The 23,342-nt window shown below is 65.5% G+C and carries 22 protein-coding genes; 10 read left to right on the forward strand and 12 right to left on the reverse strand.

What is annotated here, in order from left to right:
* Positions 1 to 57: 57 nt before the first annotated feature.
* On the reverse strand, positions 58 to 1,023 hold the full coding sequence (locus XH83_RS02045; RefSeq protein ID WP_194405444.1) for a tyrosine recombinase XerC: 966 nt from the start codon (positions 1,021 to 1,023) through the stop codon (positions 58 to 60).
* A gap of 121 nt (positions 1,024 to 1,144) precedes the next feature.
* Here XH83_RS02045 and XH83_RS02050 point away from each other — a divergent pair, with 121 nt between their 5' ends.
* Positions 1,145 to 3,355: a primosomal protein N' gene (locus XH83_RS02050; protein ID WP_194405445.1), complete on the forward strand. Its 2,211-nt coding sequence runs from the start codon at positions 1,145 to 1,147 to the stop codon at positions 3,353 to 3,355.
* A gap of 249 nt (positions 3,356 to 3,604) precedes the next feature.
* Here the strand turns inward: XH83_RS02050 and XH83_RS02055 are convergent, their stop codons facing one another.
* The gene (locus XH83_RS02055; protein WP_194405446.1) at positions 3,605 to 4,105 is read right to left on the reverse strand and encodes a septal ring lytic transglycosylase RlpA family protein; all 501 of its coding nucleotides are present in this window, start codon (positions 4,103 to 4,105) and stop codon (positions 3,605 to 3,607) included.
* A 684-nt stretch (positions 4,106 to 4,789) separates the two neighbouring features.
* On the opposite strand from XH83_RS02055, the gene XH83_RS02060 reads away from it, so the two are divergent.
* The 6 genes from XH83_RS02060 to XH83_RS02085 all read left to right on the forward strand — a co-directional run bounded on the left by XH83_RS02060 (position 4,790) and on the right by XH83_RS02085 (position 11,752).
* On the forward strand, positions 4,790 to 5,350 hold the full coding sequence (locus XH83_RS02060) for a F0F1 ATP synthase subunit delta (protein ID WP_194405447.1): 561 nt from the start codon (positions 4,790 to 4,792) through the stop codon (positions 5,348 to 5,350).
* Positions 5,350 to 6,879 carry a F0F1 ATP synthase subunit alpha gene (gene atpA / locus XH83_RS02065; protein WP_194405448.1) on the forward strand — a complete coding sequence of 510 codons (1,530 nt, stop codon included), beginning with the start codon at positions 5,350 to 5,352 and terminating at the stop codon, positions 6,877 to 6,879. Before XH83_RS02060 ends, atpA begins: the two co-directional genes overlap by 1 nt.
* Positions 6,880 to 7,055: 176 nt before the next feature.
* Positions 7,056 to 7,928, forward strand: a complete 873-nt coding sequence (locus XH83_RS02070) for a F0F1 ATP synthase subunit gamma (RefSeq protein WP_194405449.1) — start codon at positions 7,056 to 7,058, stop codon at positions 7,926 to 7,928.
* A 78-nt stretch (positions 7,929 to 8,006) separates the two neighbouring features.
* Positions 8,007 to 9,440, forward strand: coding sequence for a F0F1 ATP synthase subunit beta (gene atpD / locus XH83_RS02075; protein ID WP_025032831.1), 1,434 nt, complete (start codon positions 8,007 to 8,009; stop codon positions 9,438 to 9,440).
* Between the two features lie 80 nt (positions 9,441 to 9,520).
* Positions 9,521 to 9,928: a F0F1 ATP synthase subunit epsilon gene (locus tag XH83_RS02080; RefSeq protein WP_194405450.1), complete on the forward strand. Its 408-nt coding sequence runs from the start codon at positions 9,521 to 9,523 to the stop codon at positions 9,926 to 9,928.
* Between the two features lie 153 nt (positions 9,929 to 10,081).
* Positions 10,082 to 11,752 (forward strand): adenylate/guanylate cyclase domain-containing protein, encoded by a 1,671-nt coding sequence (locus tag XH83_RS02085; protein WP_194405451.1) that lies wholly within the window; start codon positions 10,082 to 10,084, stop codon positions 11,750 to 11,752.
* A 70-nt stretch (positions 11,753 to 11,822) separates the two neighbouring features.
* On the opposite strand, the gene XH83_RS02090 is transcribed toward XH83_RS02085, so the two are convergent.
* From XH83_RS02090 to XH83_RS02130, 9 genes are all read right to left on the reverse strand, one after another.
* Positions 11,823 to 12,323, reverse strand: coding sequence for an RNA pyrophosphohydrolase (locus XH83_RS02090; RefSeq protein ID WP_194408133.1), 501 nt, complete (start codon positions 12,321 to 12,323; stop codon positions 11,823 to 11,825).
* Positions 12,324 to 12,384: 61 nt separating this feature from the next.
* Positions 12,385 to 12,891 carry an RNA pyrophosphohydrolase gene (locus XH83_RS02095; protein ID WP_194405452.1) on the reverse strand — a complete coding sequence of 169 codons (507 nt, stop codon included), beginning with the start codon at positions 12,889 to 12,891 and terminating at the stop codon, positions 12,385 to 12,387.
* A gap of 78 nt (positions 12,892 to 12,969) precedes the next feature.
* Entirely contained in the window at positions 12,970 to 14,193 is a 1,224-nt protein-coding gene (locus tag XH83_RS02100; protein WP_194405453.1) for a divergent polysaccharide deacetylase family protein, read from the reverse strand.
* A gap of 155 nt (positions 14,194 to 14,348) precedes the next feature.
* Complete coding sequence (locus XH83_RS02105) at positions 14,349 to 15,707, reverse strand: S41 family peptidase (protein WP_194405454.1); 1,359 nt, start codon at positions 15,705 to 15,707, stop codon at positions 14,349 to 14,351.
* A complete protein-coding gene (locus XH83_RS02110; RefSeq protein ID WP_194405455.1) occupies positions 15,704 to 17,062 on the reverse strand; it encodes a murein hydrolase activator EnvC in 1,359 nt (452 codons plus the stop codon). The genes XH83_RS02105 and XH83_RS02110 overlap by 4 nt, the downstream gene beginning before the upstream one ends.
* 32 nt (positions 17,063 to 17,094) lie before the next feature.
* The gene (gene rlmH / locus XH83_RS02115; protein WP_194405456.1) at positions 17,095 to 17,577 is read right to left on the reverse strand and encodes a 23S rRNA (pseudouridine(1915)-N(3))-methyltransferase RlmH; all 483 of its coding nucleotides are present in this window, start codon (positions 17,575 to 17,577) and stop codon (positions 17,095 to 17,097) included.
* 94 nt (positions 17,578 to 17,671) lie between these two features.
* Entirely contained in the window at positions 17,672 to 18,028 is a 357-nt protein-coding gene (gene rsfS, locus XH83_RS02120) for a ribosome silencing factor (RefSeq protein WP_027515020.1), read from the reverse strand.
* A 233-nt stretch (positions 18,029 to 18,261) separates the two neighbouring features.
* Positions 18,262 to 18,906: a nicotinate-nucleotide adenylyltransferase gene (locus XH83_RS02125; RefSeq protein ID WP_194405457.1), complete on the reverse strand. Its 645-nt coding sequence runs from the start codon at positions 18,904 to 18,906 to the stop codon at positions 18,262 to 18,264.
* Positions 18,907 to 18,926: 20 nt separating this feature from the next.
* Positions 18,927 to 20,222, reverse strand: coding sequence for a glutamate-5-semialdehyde dehydrogenase (locus XH83_RS02130; RefSeq protein WP_194405458.1), 1,296 nt, complete (start codon positions 20,220 to 20,222; stop codon positions 18,927 to 18,929).
* Between the two features lie 192 nt (positions 20,223 to 20,414).
* Here XH83_RS02130 and XH83_RS02135 point away from each other — a divergent pair, with 192 nt between their 5' ends.
* Entirely contained in the window at positions 20,415 to 20,693 is a 279-nt protein-coding gene (locus XH83_RS02135; RefSeq protein WP_194405459.1) for a type II toxin-antitoxin system ParD family antitoxin, read from the forward strand.
* 57 nt (positions 20,694 to 20,750) lie between these two features.
* Positions 20,751 to 20,969: a type II toxin-antitoxin system RelE/ParE family toxin gene (locus XH83_RS02140; protein WP_246776399.1), complete on the forward strand. Its 219-nt coding sequence runs from the start codon at positions 20,751 to 20,753 to the stop codon at positions 20,967 to 20,969.
* A gap of 18 nt (positions 20,970 to 20,987) precedes the next feature.
* Here XH83_RS02140 and proB read toward each other — a convergent pair whose 3' ends face one another.
* Complete coding sequence (gene proB, locus XH83_RS02145) at positions 20,988 to 22,109, reverse strand: glutamate 5-kinase (RefSeq protein WP_194405460.1); 1,122 nt, start codon at positions 22,107 to 22,109, stop codon at positions 20,988 to 20,990.
* A gap of 217 nt (positions 22,110 to 22,326) precedes the next feature.
* Between proB and XH83_RS02150 the strand changes: the two genes are divergently transcribed.
* Positions 22,327 to 23,292 carry a Bug family tripartite tricarboxylate transporter substrate binding protein gene (locus XH83_RS02150; RefSeq protein ID WP_194405461.1) on the forward strand — a complete coding sequence of 322 codons (966 nt, stop codon included), beginning with the start codon at positions 22,327 to 22,329 and terminating at the stop codon, positions 23,290 to 23,292.
* The last annotated feature ends 50 nt before the right edge of the window (positions 23,293 to 23,342 follow it).

Raw genomic sequence — 23,342 nt, forward strand, 5'->3', positions numbered from 1 at the left:
GCAGCGCACCGCTAAGGAGCGCTGCGCCGCGTCCGGGGCACGATAAATCGTGAGACTTCAGCGCCGCGGATGGGCGCTGGCATAGACTTCCAGCAAGCGCTCGGAATCGATGCCGGTATAGACCTGGGTGGTCGAGAGCGAGGAATGGCCGAGCAATTCCTGGATGGCGCGCAAGTCGCCGCCGCGCGAGAGCAGATGCGTGGCGAAGGAATGACGGAGCGCGTGCGGCGTGGCGCTGTCGGGCAGCCCAAGCGCGCCGCGCAGCCGCTCCATCGCGAGCTGGATGATGCGCGGGCTCAAGGGACCGCCGCGCGCGCCGACGAAGATCGGCCCCTCTGCCGGCAGCGGATAGGGGCACATCGCAACGTACTCTTGCACCAGCTCGAGCACGTTCTGCAGCACCGGCACCATGCGGGTCTTATTGCCCTTGCCGGTGACGATCAGCACGTCGCCTTCGCCGGGCTTCGGCACCTCGCGGCGCTTCAACCCCAAGGCCTCGGAGATGCGCAGGCCCGAGCCATACAGGAGCGCCATCACGGCTGCGTCGCGCGCGAGAATCCAGGTCTCGCGATCCTCGCCGGCGCGCTCGTCGGCATCGGCAAGACGTTTGGCGGATGCCATCGGCAGCGGCTTCGGCAAGCTCTTGGCGACTTTCGGCGCGCGGATCGCGGAGAGCGCGCCGACCTTGCCCTTGCCCTCGCGCTCCAAAAACCGTCCGAACGAGCGCAGGCCTGCCAGCGCGCGCATCAGGCTGCGGCCGGCGATGTCGTCGGCCCGGCGCATCGCCATGAAGGCGCGCACGTCGGTTGCTTCCAGCGCGGCGAAACGTTTCAGCGTGACGCGCTCGCCCCAATGGGCGCAGAGAAAATCCAGGCATTGCCGCAAATCGCGGCCATAGGCTTCCAGCGTCTTCGGCGACAGCCGTCGCTCGGCGCCGAGATGCGACAGCCAGCGCGTCATCTCCTGCGCGATCGAGGGATCGGCGCTGGCGAACTCGATTTGGGGTGCGGCGGCTTTGCTCATCGCTCTGGACGGATTGATTCCGCTCAGTATATCGCATCACACCCGTTTACTGTTCGCTAAGGCCGCCCCAGGGCGCTAGCCTTGGCGCTCCAGGTTCCGATTCTCCCTGCAAAGACCGTTGATGGACCATTCGTCGCGCAGCAACGCCGCCCCCACCAACGCGACCGGCATGGTCGACGTGCTGGTGCCGGTTGCGCTCGACCAGACCTATTCCTACAAGGTGCCGCGCGGGATGGAGCTGAAGGCGGGCGATCTCGTCGGCGTGCCGCTGGGGCCGCGCGAGGTGCTCGGCGTGGTCTGGGGAGAGAACGCCAATCCGGATCCGCGCCTGCACAACCGCCTCAAGGAGGTCAGCGAGAAGCTCGACATCCCGCCGCTCAAGCCCGAGCTGCGGTCCGTGGTCGACTGGGTCGCCAATTACACGCTGAGCCCACGCGGCATGGTGCTGCGCATGTGCCTGCGGATGGGCGAGAATCTCGGCCCCGAGCGGGTGCGTCCCGGCGTGCGCCTCACCGGCGATCCGCCGAAGAGGCTGACGCCGGCACGGGCGCGCTTGCTCGAGGTGCTGTCGGACCGGCTGCTGCACGGCAAGTCGGAAGCCGCCAAGGAAGCCGGCGTCTCCTCGGGCGTGATCGACGGCCTCGTCGACGAAGGCACGCTCACGGTCGAGCCGATGCCGCCGCCTGCGCCGCCACCTAGCCCCGATCCGGAGTTCGGCAGGCCGGATTTTTCGCCGCTGCAACGGGCCGGCGTGGATGCGATGCGCGCGCTCGCGGCCAACGGCACGTTCCATGTCGCATTGCTCGACGGCGTCACCGGCTCGGGCAAGACCGAGGTCTATTTCGAGGCCGTCGCTGAAACCATCCGCCGCGGAAAACAATCGCTGATCCTGATGCCGGAGATCGCGCTCACCGGCCAGTTCCTCGATCGCTTCGCGCAGCGCTTTGGCGTGCGCCCGATCGAGTGGCACTCCGAGCTGACCCCGCGCACACGTGCGCGCAATTGGGCGGCGATCTCCTCCGGCACCGCGCCGGTCGTGGTCGGCGCGCGCTCGGCGCTGTTTCTCCCTTACGCCAATCTCGGGCTGATCGTCGTCGATGAAGAGCACGACCAGGCCTACAAGCAGGACGACGGCGTGCATTATCACGCCCGCGACATGGCGGTGGTACGCGCGCATATCGCCAGGATTCCGGTCGTGCTGGCGTCGGCGACGCCGTCGGTCGAGTCCGAGGTCAATGCGCGCAAGAACCGCTATCAGCGCGTCGCGCTGCCTTCGCGCTTCGGCGGCCAGCACATGCCGCATATCGAGGCCATCGACATGCGCCGCGAGCCGCCCGCCCGCGGCCGCTTCATCTCGCCGCGGCTTGCCGGCGAGATCAGGACCGCGATCGAAAAGCGCGAGCAGGCGCTGCTGTTCCTCAATCGCCGCGGCTATGCGCCGCTGACGCTGTGCCGGGCTTGCGGCCATCGCTTCGCCTGCACCATCTGCGATGCCTGGCTGGTCGATCACCGTTTCCGCCAGCGACTCGTCTGTCACCATTGCGGCTTCTCGATGCCGCGGCCGCCGACCTGTCCGCATTGCGCGGCGGAGGAATCGCTGGTCGCGGTCGGGCCCGGCGTCGAGCGCCTGCAGGAGGAGGCGGCCGCGCTGTTCCCGCAGGCACGCACCATGGTGCTGTCGAGCGATCTCATCACCTCGATCGAGACGATGCGCTCAGAACTCGCCGAGATCGCGGAGGGTCGCGTCGACATCATCATCGGCACGCAGCTCGTCGCCAAGGGCCACAATTTTCCGCGGCTCAACCTCGTCGGCGTGGTCGATGCGGATCTCGGCCTCAGCAACGGCGATCCGCGCGCGGCGGAGCGCACCTGGCAATTGCTCAACCAGGTGATCGGCCGCGCCGGTCGCGAGCAGGGCCGCGGCGTCGGCTATTTGCAGACGCACCAGCCCGACCATCCCGTGATGAAGGCGCTGATCGCCTGCGACCGCGAGGCCTTCTACGATAGCGAGATCGACCTGCGCGAGAGGACGCTCTATCCGCCGTTCGGCCGGCTCGCGAGCCTGATCATCTCCGCCGGCGACCGCCCGAGCGCCGAAGGTCTCGGCCGCCGTCTCGTCGCGCTCGCGCCGCGCGACGAGCGCGTCGTGGTGCTGGGACCTGCGGAAGCGCCGCTCGCCGTGATCAAGGGCCGCTACCGCTTCCGCATCCTGGTGAAATCGGCCCGCGGTTTCGACCTGTCGGACTATTTGCGCAACTGGCTCGCGGTGTGCCCGAAGCCGACGGGCAATCAGAAGCTCGAAGTCGACGTCGATCCGCAGAGCTTTTTGTAGGAAATGGTCTCGTGCCCCGGACGCAGCGCAGCGCTTCTTCAGCGGTGCACTGCAGAGCCGGGACCATGCGGAGCGGACTTCGTGGCTCCTGGGCTCTGCGCCGCAACGCTCACACGTTGCAGCTTGTCCGGGAGACCAGCGGCAATGACAGCACGAAAAAAAGCCCGCGGTCCCCCAAGACCGCGGGCTTGTTTTATTCGCGCAGCAAACTGATGGAAAACTGCGCGATCACTGAGGCGCTAACGCGCCTTAGGAGACGACTTCCGCGGTGACGCGGCCGACGCCGGCGCCGGTGAGGCCGATGGCGCGGGCCGCACCCGTGGAGAGGTCGAGAACCCGGCCGCGAATGAACGGGCCGCGGTCGTTGATGGTGACGATGACGCTCGAACCGCGGTGGGTGACGCGCAGCTTGGTGCCGAACGGCAGCGAGCGGTGCGCCGCGGTCAGGGCGTTCTGGTTGAAGCGCTGGCCCGAGGCGGTGCGGCTGCCGGACTCGTTGCCGTAATAGGAGGCCATGCCGGAGAAGCTGTGGCCGCCGCCCGAGGTCGGATTCATCGACGCGTTGGCGTTGCGCCAATCGGAGGTCGCGTTGGTATCGGTCTGGGCGTGGTGGCGGTGGTGATGATGCCGGTGATGCCGGGATTTGGCGGAAGCTTCGGTGGCAGTTCCACCGATGAGGAGAGTTGCGGCAACGAAAGCGATCGCCGTACGCGGCCGGGTAACAAGGCCCAGCGTCTTCAAAGACAGCATTTAGTGGTCCCTAAGCTAGTATTGCCACATATGTGGCTAGTGGAGCCCCCATCAGTTTGTGAGCGGGTTCGCGTTTCGATTCCCAATGCGGCGTGAATTGGGCAGTAAATCCGTTCCGTGTCGTCATGAAACATCTTGTTACCGGCGCAGGATATTCAGCTTGCATCTCCAAATCTTCGCTTTTAACGATTTGTTAAGCAGGTGATTACTTCGAAATACTGTAAAACGAAGTTATCGCTTTCATTGTTTAGAATTGGGTAAGTATTCGGGGCGGGGAGCAACGGACGTCGGAATCACGCCTCAGCGATCCGTGTTCATGGCCGCTATGCGCTGGAGGCAGGAACCAACGGGGGAGTTGAGGGCGGCCGGGCTCAAACCATTCCGCGACACGGTAGCCCGTCACCCAAGTCCTTGATCCCTTCGTGATCGATCCTTGGATCAGGCAGTGTTCGGTGTCTCGCAGCGTGCGACGAACTGGCGACAGAACCTCGTGCCTTTAATTTGGCGTCATGTTGCACCTGCGCGCCTGCTATGTTAGCAAAGCCGCGATTTTAACGAGCCCGGCACGTCCCGTGCTGGTCGAAAATCGAAGTCCCGCTTGAATTCCAAGGGCTTGGATCGCTAGGCGCCGCTTTGTGGCGACGGTTTTTCCCTTGCGAGTTTGACAGCAAAAAGAGCGCGTCTGTGGCTGCAGAAGATACGTCCGTTTCCGGTGTGTCCGGCCGTTATGCAACGGCATTGTTCGACCTGGCCCGCGACCAGAAAGTGGTCGACGAGGTCAAGGCCGACCTCGAGAAATTCGAGGGCTTGCTGAACGAAAGCGCCGATCTCACGCGCCTCGTTCGCAGCCCGGTGTTCGCCGCCGACGCCCAGTCCAAGGCCCTGTCGGCCGTGCTGGCCAAGGCCGGCATCGCCGGCATCTCCGCCAATTTCCTCAAAGTGCTGACCGCCAACCGCCGCCTGTTCGCGGTGACGGACGTCATCCGCGCCTACCGCGCCCTCGTCGCCAAGTTCAAGGGCGAGACGACGGCCGACGTCACGGTGGCGGAAGCGCTCTCTGACAAGAATCTCGACGCCCTCAAGGTTGCCCTGAAGTCGGTGACCGGCAAGGACGTCGCGCTGAACGTGAAAGTCGATCCCGCGATCATCGGTGGCCTCGTCGTCAAGCTGGGCAGCCGCATGGTCGATGGTTCGCTTCGCACCAAACTCAATTCGATCAAGCACGCGATGAAAGAGGCAGGCTGATGGACATCCGCGCCGCGGAAATTTCCGCGATCCTCAAGGACCAGATCAAGAATTTCGGCCAGGAAGCTGAAGTCTCCGAAGTCGGACAGGTGCTGTCCGTCGGCGACGGTATCGCTCGCGTCTACGGTCTGGACAACGTCCAGGCCGGTGAAATGGTCGAGTTCGAGAACGGCACCCGCGGCATGGCGCTGAACCTCGAAACCGACAACGTCGGCGTCGTTATCTTCGGTGCCGACCGCGAGATCAAGGAAGGCCAGACCGTCAAGCGCACCCGCGCCATCGTGGACGCCCCGGTCGGCAAGGGCCTGCTCGGTCGCGTTGTCGACGGTCTCGGCAATCCGATCGACGGCAAGGGTCCGATCCAGGCCGACAAGCGCATGCGCGTCGACGTCAAGGCGCCCGGCATCATTCCGCGCAAATCGGTGAACGAGCCGATGGCGACCGGCCTCAAGGCGATCGACGCCCTGATCCCGATCGGCCGCGGCCAGCGCGAGCTGATCATCGGCGACCGTCAGACCGGCAAGACCGCGATCGCGCTCGACACCATCCTGAACCAGAAGCCGCTCAACGCGCAGCCCGACGAGAACATCAAGCTGTACTGCGTCTACGTCGCGGTCGGCCAGAAGCGTTCGACCGTCGCTCAGTTCGTGAAGGTTCTGGAAGAGCAGGGCGCGCTCGAATATTCGATCGTCGTCGCCGCCACCGCATCCGATCCGGCGCCGATGCAGTACATCGCGCCGTTCACCGGCTGCACCATGGGCGAGTACTTCCGCGACAACGGCATGCACGCCGTCATCATCTATGACGATCTGTCCAAGCAGGCCGTCGCCTATCGCCAGATGTCGCTGCTGCTGCGCCGCCCGCCGGGCCGCGAAGCCTATCCCGGCGACGTGTTCTATCTGCACTCCCGCCTGCTCGAGCGCGCGGCGAAGCTGAACAAGGACCAGGGCTCCGGCTCGCTGACCGCTCTGCCGGTCATCGAAACCCAGGCCAACGACGTGTCGGCCTACATCCCGACCAACGTCATCTCGATCACCGACGGCCAGATCTTCCTGGAAACCGACCTGTTCTTCCAGGGTATCCGTCCCGCGGTGAACGTCGGTCTGTCGGTGTCGCGCGTCGGTTCGTCGGCGCAGACCAAGGCCACCAAGAAGGTCGCCGGCAAGATCAAGGGTGAGCTCGCGCAGTACCGCGAAATGGCGGCGTTCGCGCAGTTCGGCTCCGACCTCGACGCCTCGACCCAGCGCCTGCTGAACCGCGGTTCGCGCCTGACCGAGCTCCTGAAGCAGCCGCAGTTCTCGCCGCTGAAGATGGAAGAGCAGGTCTGCGTGATCTGGGCCGGCACCAACGGCTATCTCGATCCGCTCCCGGTCAACAAGGTGCGCGCGTTCGAGGATGGCCTGTTGTCGCTGCTGCGCGGCAAGAACGCCGACATCCTCAATTCGATCCGCGACACCCGCGACCTCACCGACGACACCGCTGCCAAGCTGAAGTCGGTGGTCGAAGGTTTCGCGAAGAGCTTCGCGTAAGAAGAACGCCGTCATGGCCGGGTCAAGGAGCGAAGCGCGTCTTCGCAACTGAAGTCCCGGCCGTCCACGCCTTACGGTGTGGGAGGCGAGACGTGGATGCCCGGGACGAGCCCGGGCATGACGACAGAGATAGGCTAGCGGCTTGATCCGAGAGATCGAACCGTCGGGGACGAAGAATGGCGTCACTTAAAGACATGCGCGTCCGCATCGCCTCCACCAAGGCGACGCAAAAGATCACCAAGGCCATGCAGATGGTCGCGGCCTCCAAGCTGCGCCGCGCGCAGACCGCGGCGGAAGCCGCGCGTCCCTACGCCGACAAGATGAGCGCGGTGATCTCCAACATCGCCAGCGCCGCGGCGGGCTCGCCCGGCGCGCCGGTTCTGCTGGCCGGCACCGGCAAGGATCAGGTTCACCTGCTGCTGGTCTGCACCGGCGAGCGCGGCCTGTCCGGCGCTTTCAATTCGTCGATCGTGCGTCTCGCCCGCGAGCGCGCCCAGGCGCTGATGGCGCAGGGCAAGGAAGTCAAATTCTTCTGCGTCGGACGCAAGGGTTACGAGCAGCTCCGCCGCCTGTTCGACAAGCAGATCGTCGAGCACATGGACCTGCGCAGCGTCCGCCAGCTCGGCTTCGTCAATGCCGAGGAGATCGCCAAGAAGGTTCTGGCGCGGTTCGACAACGGCGAGTTCGACGTCTGCACGCTGTTCTATTCGCGCTTCCGCTCGGTGATCGCGCAGATCCCGACCGCCCAGCAGATCATTCCGCTGGTGGTCGAGACGGCCGCTGCCGCCAACACGACGTCTTACGAATACGAGCCGGAAGAAGACGAGATTCTCACCCGTCTTCTGCCGCGCAATCTCGCGGTCCAGATCTTCCGCGCGCTGCTCGAGAACAACGCCTCGTTCTACGGCGCGCAGATGAGCGCGATGGACAACGCGACGCGCAACGCCGGTGAGATGATCCGCAAGCAGACGCTGGTCTACAACCGCACGCGTCAGGCGCAGATCACCAAGGAACTGATCGAAATCATCTCGGGCGCCGAAGCCGTCTAAGGACGCGTCGGCACCCATTCAACCCATCATCCCGGTCGTTGACCGTGGTCTAGAAGTTCGGATCGAAGGAGACATTCAATGGCAGCCCAGGTCGGTCGCGTCACCCAGGTCATCGGCGCCGTCGTCGACGTGCAGTTCGAAGGCCACCTCCCGGCCATTCTCAATTCGCTCGAGACCAAGAACGGCGGCAACCGCCTGGTGCTCGAAGTCGCCCAGCATCTCGGCGAGTCCACGGTCCGCACCATCGCGATGGACACCACCGAAGGTCTGGTCCGCGGCCAGGAAGTGACCGACACCGGCGCTCCGATCCGCGTTCCCGTCGGTGAAGGCACGCTCGGCCGCATCATCAACGTCATCGGCGAGCCGATCGACGAAGCCGGCCCCGTCAAGACCGAAGGCCTGCGCGCCATCCACCAGGAAGCACCGACCTACACCGACCAGTCGACGGAAGCTGAAATTCTCGTCACCGGCATCAAGGTCGTCGATCTTCTTGCCCCGTATGCGAAGGGCGGCAAGATCGGCCTGTTCGGCGGCGCCGGCGTCGGCAAGACCGTGCTGATTCAGGAGCTGATCAACAACGTCGCGAAGGCGCACGGCGGTTACTCCGTGTTCGCCGGCGTCGGCGAGCGCACCCGCGAGGGCAACGACCTCTATCACGAGTTCATCGAATCCAAGGTCAACGCCGATCCGAAGAATCCGGATCCGAGCGTGAAGTCGAAGTGCGCGCTGGTGTTCGGCCAGATGAACGAGCCCCCGGGCGCCCGCGCCCGCGTCGCGCTCACCGGTCTGACCATCGCGGAAGACTTCCGCGACAAGGGCCAGGACGTGCTGTTCTTCGTCGACAACATCTTCCGCTTCACCCAGGCCGGCTCTGAAGTGTCGGCGCTGCTCGGCCGTATTCCTTCGGCGGTGGGTTATCAGCCGACGCTCGCGACCGACATGGGCGCGCTGCAGGAGCGCATCACCACCACCCAGAAGGGCTCGATCACCTCGGTGCAGGCCATCTACGTTCCGGCCGACGACTTGACCGACCCGGCGCCCGCGACCTCGTTCGCGCATCTTGACGCGACCACCACGCTGTCGCGCTCGATCGCCGAAAAGGGCATCTACCCGGCGGTGGACCCGCTCGACTCGACCTCGCGCATGCTTTCCCCGCTCGTCGTCGGCGAGGAGCACTACGCGGTCGCCCGTCAGGTCCAGCAGGTGCTGCAGCGTTACAAGGCCCTGCAGGACATCATCGCCATTCTCGGCATGGACGAGCTTTCGGAAGAGGACAAGCTGACCGTGGCCCGCGCCCGCAAGGTCGAGCGCTTCATGTCGCAGCCGTTCCACGTCGCCGAAATCTTCACGGGCTCGCCGGGCAAGTTCGTCGACCTCGCCGACACCATCAAGGGCTTCAAGGGCCTGGTGGAAGGCAAGTACGACCACCTGCCGGAAGCCGCCTTCTACATGGTCGGCACCATCGAAGAAGCCGTCGAGAAGGGCAAGAAGCTGGCGGCGGAAGCCGCCTAAGCTGGCGAATAGCGAATAGGGAGTGGCGAATAGCTGCTCCCTCTTTCAACCACTCGCCACTCACCATTCGCAGGTTTCTCATGGCCACCTTCCATTTCGATCTCGTCTCTCCGGAAAAGCTCGCCTTCTCGGGCGAGGTCGATCAGGTCGACATTCCCGGCGTCGAGGGTGATTTCGGCGTGCTGGCAGGGCATGCGCCGGTCGTGGCGGCGATCCGCCCCGGCATTCTCACCATCACCACCGGCGGCAAGCACGAGAAGATCATCGTGCTCGGCGGCCTCGCCGAAGTCTCCGAAAAGGGCCTGACCGTGCTCGCCGACGTTGCGACGTCGCTCGCCGAGCTCGACCGTGCGCAGTTCGCCGAGACCATCTCGGAGATGGAAGAGAACCTGAAGGAGCATGAAGGCGGCGAGCTCGATCACGCCATCGAGCGGCTCGACCATTACAAGAGCATTCAGCATCAGCTCAACGCGACGGCTATGCACTAAGCCCCGGGGCACTGCTCCGGGGCTTTGGGCCTAGGATTCCTGAACAGGTTCAGCGCTCGTCACCGGCCGGTGGCGGGCGCTGAAACTTTGTTGCACCGCGCTTGCGATAGCGGCATTCTCCCCGGTGAATTTTGTTCCCGGGGCAGGGTGCAGATGAAACGCAAGATCGCAGCGATCTTCGCAGCCGATATTGCCGGTTACTCGCGGCTGGTCGCGGAAGACGAGGAGGAGACGCTGCGGCGTCTGGCCTCCTATCGTGAGGTCGTCGACGATTTCATCGCCAAGGCCAGCGGGCGCGTCTTCAACACGGCGGGCGATGCCGTGCTCGCGGAATTCCCCAGTGCGGTCGATGCGGTGCGCTGCGCGATCGACATCCAGGAATCCCTGCGGACCCGCAACATGGCCTATCCGCCGAGCCGGCAGATGTCGTTCCGCATCGGCATCACCATCGGCGACGTGGTCGAGCGCGACGGCGATCTCTTGGGCGACGGCGTCAACATCGCGGCACGGCTGGAGGGCCTCGCAGAGGTCGGCGGCATCTGCGTCTCCCGCGCGGTACACGAGCAGGTCGCCAACAAGCTCTCGGTGCAGTTCGCCGATATCGGCGCGCAGGAAGTGAAGAATATCCCGACGCCCGTTCACGCCTACATGGTGGCGATGCGGCGCGAGGACGGGACCTATGGCAAGCCGCAACTGAAGAAGCCGGCCGCCAAGCTGGCCGCCGCCCCGGTGTGGATGTGGCCGCTGGTGGTCGCGGTGGTCTCGATCGTCGGCATCGGCGTCACAGGCTTTCTCTACAACACCAAGCTCAAGCAGGCGGCGAATGTCGCCGTGGCGCCGCTCGCCGCGACGCCGAACGCAGCCCCCAGCACGGCGCCAACGGCAAGTGCCGTCTCGCCGAGCCCGTCACCGACCCAGCTCGCCAAGGCGCCGATGGCTCCAATGGCATCGCCGAGCGTTAGCGCCGCGATGGCGCCGACGCCGTCGGCATCACCGATGTCAGTCAAATTCTCCGCCGACAGCGTGCCCTTCATCAACGAGCGCGTGCGCAGTTTCCTCGCGGGCGACTACGCGGCCTCCGGAGATCACAAGGCCTTCGCGCTGAATGTCGGCGGCTTCACCGGCTCGGCGCTGAACCAGGCAAGCGAGGAGGCGGCGCGCAACACCGCGCTCGAGCAGTGCCAGAAGCGCGCCGACGCCGCGCAATCGCCGCGCCGCTGCGAGCTCTATGCGGTCGGCGACACCGTCGTCTACGCGCACGGCAAGCCGCCGATGCCGCCGTCTCCCTACTTCCGGCATGATGCGATGACGGAGCGAGCCTTCGCGCCGAAGGATTTTCCGATCGTGCGCGAGCCGCAGAAAGTCCGGCTCGAGAACATCTTCGTGCCGGCGGCGAAATCCCGCTCGGTTGCGCTCGGTCCGGGCGGGCAATATTTCATGGTGCTCGGCGCCTCATCCGCCGAGGACGCGGCGCGACGGTCGCTGGAATCCTGCGGCGCGATCGCCGGCGTCGCCTGCCTCGTCGTTGCGATCGACGACAATTTCGTCGTGCCGATCCCGACCCTGTTCAGGATCACCGGCTTCTTCAATGCCGCTTCCAACGCTTCGATCGTGGCCGATGCGCGCGGCGAGGTGGTGCGCAAGCTCGGCGACGCCATGGGTTGGAACGCGGTCGCCGTCGGCACCGCCGGCCGGCCGGGCCTCGGCCTCAAAGCCGCCGCGGAGCAGGCCGCCGTCACCTCGGCCCTCGCCGACTGCGCCAAGCGCGACAGCGACTGCCACGTCATCGCCATCGGCCCATTCACGGTGGGACCGATTAATTAGAAATTTCCGGCGAAAATTCTTCAACAATTCCAACCCCCATTCTACTGCGCATGGGGTTGTTTTCGCGATTTCAGTTTGCGAACACCGCAAACTCCCGCGCCACGGCCTGATAGACCTCGCGCCGGAACGGCACCACGACGTCCGCGACGCGGTCGAGGCGCTCCCAGCGCCAGGCGTCGAACTCGGCGGGCTGGCCGTTGCGCGGCGTCAGCGGGTCGATCTCGTCGTCCTTGCCGGTGAAGCGCAGCGCGAACCATTTTTGCCGCTGGCCGCGAAACTTCGCGAGGCGATGCGTCTGCGGGCCGTCGTAAGGCGGGAATTCGTAGGTGAACCAGTCCGTCTCGCCGAGATAATCGGCGCTGACGACGCTGGTCTCCTCCCAGAGCTCGCGCATCGCCGCATCGCGCAGGTTCTCGCCTTCGTCGACGCCGCCCTGCGGCATCTGCCAGTCGAGGCCGGGCAGGATGATCTCGGGGCCGTCGCCCTTGAAGCGGTGGCCGATCAGGACGCGGCCGTCGGCATTGAACAGGGCGATGCCGACATTGGGACGGTAGGGTTTTTCAGGCGTCACTTGCAGGTCTTTCGTCGTCATCCGGGTTCGTGCTTCGCACGCCCCGGAATGACGATGCAAATCATTCCTCCGCCAGCGCGGAAAATTCCTGCACCACGCGCTCGTAGACCGGGCGCTTGAACGGGATGATCAGCCCGGTCAGGTTCTTCATCGGCTCCCAGCGCCAGCTGACGAACTCGGCCTTGTGGCCGCCGCCGCCGGGCTTTTCGACGTTGATCTCGCTGTCCTTGCCGGTGAAGCGCACCGCGTACCATTTCTGGCGCTGGCCGCGGTAGCGGCCTTTCCAGGCGCGCCCGGCGACCGTGCGCGGGATGTCGTAGGTCAGCCAGTCCGGGACCTCGCCGAGCCGCTCGACCGAGCGCACGCTGGTCTCCTCATAGAGCTCGCGCTTGGCGGCCTCCCAGGTGTCCTCGCCGGGATCGACGCCGCCTTGCGGCATCTGCCAGACATGGGTGTCGTCGACATGCTCGATGCCGCCGGCACGGCGGCCGATGAACACCAGTCCCGCTGTGTTGATCAGCATCACGCCGACACAGGTCCGGTAGGGCAGATCCTCATAACGCGCCATTCCGCCAGACCTCTCGCATGCTGCCGGTACGGCTTAACCGGCCCCCCGCCAGGACCCGTGCCGTACCAATCCGTTGATTTAGCTGGATTTTGATTTCAGCATCGCGGTTGTCAATGGCACCAGAAGAATACCCCGGTCGCCCAATGTCTTGGTCCAGGCACCGATGCGGTCGATCGAGACGGGCAGGGCGGAGGCCGTGCCGACGGCGATGCCGCGCTCGCGGGCCGTCGATTCGAGCTTGTTCAGGGCGCGGTCGATCTCGGTCGCCGTCGGCACCACGTCGATCGCAAGGTCGCCCTTGCCGAACGGCATGGCCTGGTTCGCCGCCGCCTGGCCTGCGATGCTGCGGGGCGAGGAGCCGTCGTCGAAGAAGCCGAGGCCGCGCTTGGCTGCCTCGCGGATGATCGGCTGCATCGCCGGCTCGGTCGCGACGAAGCGCGCACCCATGAAGTTGGCGATGCCGGCATAGCCCTGCATCCGGCTGAGATGCCAGTACAGGCGGTCCATGTTCTGGTCGGCGCTGAGCGAGGTCAGCAGCGTCTGCGGTCCCGGGTCGTTGTCGGGAAAGTCGTAGGGCTCCATCGGGATCTGCAGGAAGATCTCGTGGCGCTGCGCGCGGGCCCGTTCGGCGAGCTTGCCGGGGTCGGCGCCGTAAGGCGTGAAGGCCAGCGTCACCGCGGCCGGCAGCTTCATGATGGCGTCGGTTGTCTTGGCGGCGCCGACGCCGAGGCCGCCGATCACGATGGCGACCACCGGCATCTTGGCCGCCTTGGCGCGATCGGCCTCCGCCGCATAGACGTTGAACGGCTTGAGGTCGCCGGAGACCATTGGAATCATGCCGTAGCGCGATTTCTCCAGCAGCTTCTGGTCGATCCCGGCCATCACCGCCGGCGGCGCCGAAGCTGCGGCTGCCTCGCTCTTGCCCGCGGCATCGCCGCCGATCACCACGTCGTGGCGCGCGCCGGTGGAGCCGTCGATCATGGTGACGGTCTTTTGCTCGCCCGGCGGCTTCGGCGTCTCATTGGTCTCGTGCTTGCTCTCTTGCTTGCTGTCGCCGGCATGGCTCGAGGCCGCCGGCTTTTCGTCTGCGGCCTTGTCCACCGGCTTGATCGCGATCCGCGTCAGCGGCTCGCCGCCGAGCGGATCCTTGTTGAAGATGGCGAAGCCGGCAAAGGTCAGGAGGAACAGGCCGAGCAGCACGGCGATCAGCTGCATGGCCGAGAACGGCAGCCGCAGCCGGCGTTTCCGGCGCGGCTTGTCCTGTCCGAGCGGGGCGCTCAGATCATCGGCCGTTTCAGTCATGCGCGATCCCGAATCACTGCGACGGACGATACCACGCCGAGGTCAAGCGGCGGCAGGCCGGGATAGGCCGGGGATGCCACTGTTCAATACGAGTTCCCAAGCAAAAAGGGCGGCTCCAGGAGCCGCCCTTTGCGTTGGGATCGTGTGATTCCGACCTAGTTCGCCGCTTTCGGCTTGTCGGTCGTGGCCTTGTTGTCGCCGCTAGGCGTGGGCGCGGCCGAGGCGCTGTTCTTGATGCCGTGGAGCAGGTCGCCGGCGAGCTTGAGCGCCTTGTCGTCCTTGGCGTCCGGCGGGACATAGGATTGCGAGCCGGTCTTCTCGTCGCCGTCGTTCTTGAGATGGCCGCGCAGCGAAGCCTCGCCCTTGGTGTCGGTCCGCGACTTCAGCTCGTCCGGCACGTCCTGCAGCACTTCGATGTCGGGCACGATGCCCTTGGCCTGGATCGACTTGCCCGACGGCGTGTAGTAGCGCGCCGTGGTCAGACGGAGCGCGCCGTTGCCGCTTCCGAGCGGGATGATGGTCTGCACCGAGCCCTTGCCGAACGAGCGCGTGCCGACGATGGTCGCGCGCTTGTGGTCCTGCAGCGCGCCGGCGACGATCTCCGAGGCCGAGGCCGAGCCGCCATTGACCAGCACGATGACAGGCTTGCCCTTGGTGAGGTCGCCTGAATGCGCGGTGCGGCGCTGGGTCTCCTCGGCATTGCGGCCGCGGGTCGAGACGATCTCGCCCTTCTCCAGGAAGGAGTCGGAGACGGTGACGGCTTCCTCGAGCAGGCCGCCCGGATTGTTGCGGAGGTCGATGATGTAGCCCTTGAGCTTGTCGCCGATCTGGTTCGAGAGGTTGGCGACCTCGCGCTTCAGGCCTTCGGTGGTCTGCTCGTTGAAGGTGGTGATGCGGATATAGGCGATGTCGTCCTGCTCGACGCGCGCGCGCACCGAGCGGACGCGGATGTTGTCGCGCACCAGGGTGACGTCGATCGGATTGTCCTGGCCCTTGCGGATGATCTTCAGCTTGATCTTGGTGTTGACCGGGCCGCGCATCTTCTCGACCGCCTGGTTCAAGGTCAGGCCCTGCACCGCCTCGTCGTCGAGGTTGGTGATGATGTCGTTGGCCATGACGCCGGCGCGCGAGGCCGGCGTGTCGTCGATCGGCGAGACCACCTTGATGAGGCCGTCTTCCATCGTGACCTCGATGCCGAGGCCGCCGAACTCACCGCGCGTCTGCACCTGCATGTCGCGGAAGCTCTTGGCGTCCATGTAGCTCGAATGCGGATCGAGGCCGGTGAGCATGCCGCTGATGGCGGATTCGATCAGCTTGGTGTCGTCGGGCTTCTCGACATAGTCGGAGCGCACGCGCTCGAAGACGTCACCGAACAGGTTGAGCTGGCGATAGGTGTCCGCGGTGGCGGCTCGCGCGCTGGAGCCCATGAACACCGCGCGCGGCTGGGTCACGAACAGCGTCAGCGCCGCACCGGTGGCTGCGCTGAGGAGGATTACTGAAGTCTTGCGCATCATCCGCGAACCTTCTCGCCTTCATTTGCGGCCCACCATGGGCCTGGATCGATTGGAGTGCCGTCCTTACGGAACTCGACATACAGCACAGGTTGACTCGCGTTCGTCGCGAGAATGGAGGCGACTTGAGATGTCGACCCCATGGTCGCGACCGGCTCCCCCGTGAGCACAAACTGTCCGATGTTGACCGAAATGCGCTCCATCCCGGCGATCAGGACATGATACCCGCCCCCGGCGTTGAGGATCAAGAGTTGTCCATAGCTGCGGAACGGGCCGGAATAGACCACCCAGCCGTCACACGGGGTCGTGACCTGGGAGCCGGGCTTGGTCGCCAGCGAAATGCCCTTCTGGACCCCGCCGACACCGTCGGAACCGCCAAAATCCCTGATCTTGTTACCGTTAACCGGAAGCGGCAGGAGACCCTTGGCGGAGGCGAAAGCGATTGCGGGGGTGGTGCGGGACCGATCCTTGAATGCGGCCGGGCCCGACTTGGCGCTGGCGGCTGCCAGCTTGGCTTCCTTGGCCTCGGCCTGCTTTGCGGCCTCGGCGGCTTTCTCGGCGGCCTTGGCGGCGCTTTGCAGATCCTGCTCCATCTTGGTGATGAGGCCCTGGAGATCGCCGACCTGCTTTGAAAGCATGATCGCGCGCGTGTTCTCGGCGTCGAGATCCTTTTCGCGCGCCGCCTGCTGGCGCTGCCGCTCCTCGACCAGGGCGGTGAGCCGGGTCTGGTCGCTGCGGACCTTGTCGCGGTCTGCGGCGAGCTGGTCGCGCTCGGTCGCGATGGTCTTGCGCAAGGCCACGAGCTCGCCGAGCTCGCCTGCGATCTTCTCGGCGCGGCCGCGCAACTCCGGCACGACGGCGCCGAGCAGCATCGCGGTGCGCAGCGATTGCAACGCGTCTTCGGGCCGCACCAGCAGCGCCGGCGGCGTGCGCCGGCCGGCGCGCTGCAAGGCGGCCAGCACCTCGACGATGTCGGCGCGGCGCGAATCCAGCGACGCGCGCATCTGCTGTTCGCGGCCGTTCAGGCTTCGCAGCCGCGCTTCGGTGTCGTCGATCTTGCTCTCGACCCCGCGCACATTGGCGGCGGTGTCGATCAGCTGCTGGTTGAGCTGGGTGCGGTCCCTGCCGAGCGAGGTGATCTCGGCCTTCAGCTTGGCCTGCGCCTCTTCCGCGCTCTTCTGCCTGGCGCGGGCGGCTTCCAGCTCCTGCTCGCGCTGCTTGATGGCATCGGGCGAGACGGCCGCGGTCTGTGGCGCCGGCGTTGCCGTCTGAGCTTGCGCGAGGCTTGTGCTTGCTTGCGCGAGGCTTGCGCCGGCAACGCCAGTGATCAGCAGCAGGTTGAGGAGCGGCGCTCGCATCGTGTCGGCAAAGATGCTCGTTATGGCGCGCATCACGCGCGGTGATAGGGGTGGCCGGCCAGAATGGTGGCGGCCCGGTAAAGCTGTTCCAGAAGCATGACGCGGACCATTTGGTGCGGCCAGGTCGCAGAGCCGAACGCGATCGCGAGCTTGGCCTTACGGCGCAATTCGGGCGAAAGTCCGTCCGCCCCTCCGATCACGAAGATAGTATGTCCGGCACCTTCATCGCGCCAGCGGCCGAGATGCCGTGCGAATACGGTGGAATCGAGATTCTGGCCGCGCTCGTCGAGCGCCACCAGGATCGATTTTTCCGGAATATGGGCCGAGATCGCCGTGGCCTCCTCGGCCATCCGCGTCGCGGTGTCGCGCGCGCGGCTCTCGGGGATTTCGTGGACGACGAGCTCGCGGAATCCGAGCTTGCGACCGGCCTCGTCGAACCGCTCGAAATAGCGGTCGGCGAGCTCCCGTTCGGGGCCCTGCTTGAGCCGGCCCACCGCAATGACAGCCACACGCATGGATTCTTCGGAGCCGTGTTTCAAGACCGCGCGCAACGAGCGCGCGCACGACGCTAGCATGCGCGTCAGCCGATTCGAAATCGGCCCGATGAGCCTAGATCGCCTTCGCCGCCCCTGGGCCCTGCGTGTACAATCGCTCGAGATTGTAGAACTCGCGGACCTCGGGTCTGAACACGTGCACGATCACATCGCCGGAATCGATCAGCACCCAGTCGCAATTGGGCAAGCCCTCGACGTGGATGTTCTTGATGCCGTTTTCCTTGAGGCCCTTGGCGACGTTCTCCGCGATCGCGCCGACGTGCCGGTTCACCCGGCCGGTGGTGACGATCATGTAGTCGGAGTAGGCCGATTTGCCGCGAAGGTCGATGGTGACCGTCTCTTCCGCCTTCATGTCGTCGAGGCGGGAGAGGATCAGGCTCAGCGTCTTGTCGGCGTCGGGTTGCGCCTTCAAGGCCGCAGCTTTGGTCGATGTTTTACGCGCCGGTTTTGCCTTGGGTAAAACAGACTTCGTTGAAGCTGACTTCGCTGAAGTTGACTTGGACAATACAGATGTGGTCAGGGACCATTCCTTTCACTGTATCGCGAACGCCGAATCCGGCGCCCACCGGTTACACTACATCATGTGGGGTTAAGGGTTTCAATATGCCAGAGAGCCCGGAGCCACCCCCGTCCGCACACTCTGTCTCACTTCGTACCTTTCCAGCTCCCGTCCGGGTTCCGCAGGCCCGTGGAGGACAGATTCAGCTTCAATCCGGTCAGGAACACCCAGGCGGGCGCCGGCTCATCCGCGAGCAGCGCTGCCTTGTTCTCGGGCAGGCGGTAACGCGCTAGGGCTTTGGCGGCAGGCGAGGCGAGGGCGCGAAAGCTCTGGGGCGGACGGTCGATGACCGCCATCGGCACCTGGCCCGCGATGCGCCGCCAGTCCTGCCATCGATGGAATTGAGCGAGGTTGTCGGCGCCCATGATCCAGACAAAGCGCAAGCCCGAGAGGCGGCGGCGCAAGGTGTTGATCGTGTCGATAGTATAGCGGGTGCGAATGACGGATTCGAGACAGCTCACCTCGATCCGCGGGTCGTCGGCGACGTCGCGCGCCGCCTGCATGCGCTCGCCGAGCTCATACAGCGTGCCGTTCTCCTTCAGCGGATTGCCTGGCGTCACCAGCCACCACACGCGATCGAGCTGAAGCCGCTTCAGCGCGAACTGGCTGATCGCGCGATGGGCCTGGTGCGGCGGATTGAACGAGCCGCCGAGCAGGCCGATACGCATGCCCGACGTGTGGGCTGGTATGGCCTGCGCGAAGAAGCGTGGCGCGACGAAATTGTTGCTCAATGCTCCGCGCCTTGCGTCGGTTACGGCCGCGTCTGCCCGGTGCCGCGAACGCGATATTTGAAGCTCGTCAATTGCTCGGCGCCGACAGGGCCGCGGGCATGGAAGCGGCCGGTGGCGATGCCGATCTCGGCGCCAAAGCCGAACTCGCCGCCATCGGCGAACTGCGTCGAGGCGTTGTGCAGCACGATCGCGGAATCGACCTCGCTCAGGAATTTGTTCGCAGCCGCCTCATCCGCGCTCACGATCGCATCGGTGTGATGCGAGCCGTGGTTCTGGATGTGCGCGATCGCGCCGTCGACGCCGTCCACCACCTTCGCCGCGATGATCGCATCGAGATATTCGGTGTCCCAATCATCTTCGCTGGCAGGTTTTACGCGCGCGTCGGCCTTCTGCACGGCGTCGTCGCCGCGCACTTCGCAACCCGCCTCGAGCAGCATCTCGACCAGCGGCTTGAGATTCTTGCCGGCAGCGGCGCGATCGACCAGCAGCGTCTCGGCTGCGCCGCAGACACCGGTGCGGCGCATTTTTGCGTTGAGCACGATCGACTTCGCCATGGCGAGGTCGGCGCTGGCATCGACATAGACGTGATTGACGCCTTCGAGATGCGCGAAGACGGGCACGCGCGCTTCCTGCTCGACGCGCGCGACGAGGCTTTTTCCTCCGCGAGGCACGATCACGTCGACCGCGCCGTTCAGCCCTGACAGCATCATGCCGACCGCCGCGCGGTCGCGCGTCGGCACCAGCGTGATGGCGGCCTCGGGCAGGCCAGCTTCGCGCAGGCCTTGCACCAGGCATTCATGGATCGCGCGGCACGAACGAAAACTGTCCGAGCCGCCACGCAGGATCACGGCATTGCCCGACTTCAGGCACAGCACGCCGGCGTCCGCGGCGACATTGGGCCGGCTCTCGAAGATCACGCCGACGACGCCGAGCGGCACGCGCACGCGTTCGATGGTCATGCCGTTCGGCCGCTGCCAGCTCTCGGTGACGATGCCGACAGGATCGGCGATGCCGCGCACGATGCCGATGCCCTCGGCCATGCCCTCGATGCGCGCCGGGGTCAGCGTCAGGCGGTCGATGAAGGCGGAGGTGGCATTGCCGGAGGCGCGGGCCTCCGCGACGTCCTCGGCATTGGCGGCGAGAATGGCGGCCGCATTGCCCCGGATCGCCCGCTCCATGGCCTCCAGCGCCCGGTTCTTCTGCTCCGGCGGCGCCAGCGCCAGCACGCGCGCGGCAGCGCGGGCACGGGTTCCGAGATCGGACATCAGCGCCTGAAGATCGGCAGTGCCGTCAACGGCTTTGAGGGGGGCGGCCATGGGAGTTTCAACCTTCTGCTAAGGTGGTGTCCTAGCACGGAAATCCCGGGCCTGCGAAGGGCGGGGCGGGTATGGCAGGGCCTCGGTTCGCCGCCGGTCGGCCAATGGCCGGGTTGTGCGCCGAATGCTCGATCGATCCTTGCGAACACCCAAAATATCAACAATTATCATTATTTGATATCGGAGCCCCCTATGGCCAGCAGCTACAGCATCGGCAAGCATTTCGAGGACCTGATCGATGGTCTGGTCGAGAGCGGGCGCTATGCCAGTGCGAGCGAGGTGATGCGCGAAGGTCTTCGCTTGATTGAGGAGCGCGAAGAACAGCGCAAGCTCAAGCTGCAAGCGCTGCGGGAGGAAATCCAGAAGGGCTTTGACAGCGGGCCGATGGAGGAGATCGGCGACATGTTCGAGCGGATCAAGTCAGAGGGTCGGAAGCGTCTGGCGGCTAAAAATGCCAAAAAGACCACTTAAGAGTCCGCAGACAGAAGTCGACCTTATGGCGATCTGGACTACATCGCCGCGGAAAGTGTGAGAGCGACCGATACGCTGATCGATCGCATCGATGCAACATTCGATATGCTGGCAGAGACGCCGTTTGCCGCCCGTGATCGCAGCGAATTGCGCGCCGAGTTACGTAGCTTTCCGGTCGGCAACTACCTGGTTTTCCACGTACCCACACCCGACGGTGTTGAGGTCGTCCGGGTCATGCATGGCCGGCAGGATATCGGCGCTGACGACATGCAATAGTTGGCGGCCTGTCCGCTCTTACCCGCCCACCACCAGATCGTCGCGGTGGATCATCTCGGCGCGGCCGCTGATCCCGAGAATGGTCATCACGTCGGGGGAGGAGCGGCCCTTGATCCGCTCGGCCTCGTCGGCATCGTAGGCGATCAGGCCGCGGCCGATCTCGCTGGTGTCGGGGCCGCGCACGATCACGGCATCGCCGCGGGCGAACTGGCCCTCGACCTTGATCACGCCGGCCGGCAGCAGGCTGGCGCCGGCGCGCAGCGCCGTCACGGCGCCGGCATCGATGGTCAGCGTGCCCTTCGGCTCCAGCGTGCCCGCGATCCAGCGTTTGCGCGACGTGATGGGATTGGCGGGCGTCAGGAACCAGGTGCAGCGGCCGCCATCGGCGATCGCCTGCAGCGGATGCTCGATCTTGCCGGAGGCGATCAGCATATGCGTGCCGCCTGTCGTGGCGATCTTCGCGGCCTCGACCTTGGTGCGCATGCCGCCGCGCGACAGCTCGGATTCGGCGTCGCCCGCCACGGCCTCGATCTCCGAGGAGATGCTCTCGACCACCGGAATGAGCTTTGCGTTCGGGTTGTTCTTCGGCGGCGCGTCGTAAAGCCCGTCGATGTCGGACAGCAGCACGAGCAGGTCGGCGCTCGCCATGGTGGCGACGCGCGCGGCGAGGCGATCGTTGTCGCCGTAGCGGATCTCGTTGGTCGCCACCGTGTCGTTCTCGTTGATCACGGGAATGGCGCGCCATTCCAGCAGCTTGCCGATGGTGGAGCGCGCGTTGAGATAGCGGCGGCGCTCCTCCGTGTCCTGCAAGGTCACCAGGATCTGGCCGGCACCGATGCCGTGCGCCCCGAGCACCTCCGACCAGATCCGTGCCAGCGCGATCTGGCCGACGGCGGCGGCGGCCTGGCTCTCCTCCAGCTTCAGCGGGCCGCGCGGCAGCTTGAGGCGGCTGCGGCCGAGCGCGATCGAGCCGGAGGAGACCACGAGGACGTCGCGGCCTTCCTTGTGCAGCTTGGCCATGTCGTCGGCCAGCGCAGCGAGCCAGGACGCCCGCACCTCGCCCTTGTCGGAATCGACCAGCAGCGCTGAGCCGACCTTGACGACGATGCGGCGGAATTGACTGAGTTCGGGGCTGGCCATGTGTCTATGTGTACTTGGGCGCCTGGACGATCTGCACTGCATTGGAGACGGCGGAGCGAGAAAGCGGCGCCGATGGGCCTGCTTTTGCAGCAGGACGATGGCCGGCGCAAGGCGGCCAAGATGGCAACGGATGGTAAACGGCGAAGGTCGGCCTTGTCCGGGACGCTGCTCTGGTTCTAATTGATGCCAACTAAAATGGGGTCAAAAGGGGAAACGCATGGATCGCCGCGAATTCATGGCCGGATGTGTCGCTCTGCCGCTGCTGGCGCAGGCCGGCAACGTGCACGCGCAGGCCGGGCTGAGCAAGATCATCTTCCCGTTCGCCGCGGGGGCCGGCGGCGACACGCTGTGCCGCTTGATCGCGCAGGAGATGGCGCCGGCGCTGCAGCGGACCATCGTGGTCGAGAACCGCACCGGCGGCGACGGACTGATCGGCATCAAGGCGGTGAAGGGCGCAAGCCCCGACGGCAGCATGGTGCTGGTGACGACAGGCCCCACCATGTACCTGCTACCAATGGTGGAGACGACGCCGAGCTTCGACACGGCGAAGGATTTCATGCCGCTGTCACTGCTGGCGCGGTTCGAATTCGCGCTGGTGATCAATCCGGCGGTGGAGGCCTCCGATTTCAGGAGCTTCGTGGCCTGGCTGAAGGCGCATCCGGACAAGACCTCGTTCGGCGTGCCGAGCAACGGCACCATTCCGCACTTCATGGGCTCCAAGCTCGAGAAGGACCTCGGCATCCCGCTGACCCGCGTGCCCTATCGCGGCAGCGCGCCGATCCTCAACGATCTCGTCGGCGGCCATATCTCGTTCGGCATCGTGACATTGGCCGACGCGCTGCCGCAGCATCGTGCCAAGGGTGTGAAGATCATCGCGGCCTCGAGCGCCGAACGTTCGCCATTCGCGCCTGAAGTCCCGACGTTGAAGGAGAGCGGCATCGATCTCGTCGCCGATGCCTGGTACGGCATGTGGCTTCCCGCCGGCAGCCCGCCCGAGTTCGCCAGCAAGCTCGGTGCGGCCGCGAGCGCGGCGCTCGCCAAGCCCGAGGTGAAGGAGAAGCTCACGGCGATCGGGCTGATCCCGGTCGGGTCGACCCCGGATGGGTTGACCAAGGAGCTCGCCGCGAACATCGCGCTGTGGCAGCCGATCGTGAAGGCCACGGGCTACAAGATCGAGAATTGAGTCGCCCGCGGCGCCGCACACTCAGCCGTCGTGGCCGGGCATGACGAATG

This window comes from Bradyrhizobium sp. CCBAU 53351 (genome assembly GCF_015291745.1).
Classification (GTDB): Bacteria; Pseudomonadota; Alphaproteobacteria; order Rhizobiales; family Xanthobacteraceae; genus Bradyrhizobium.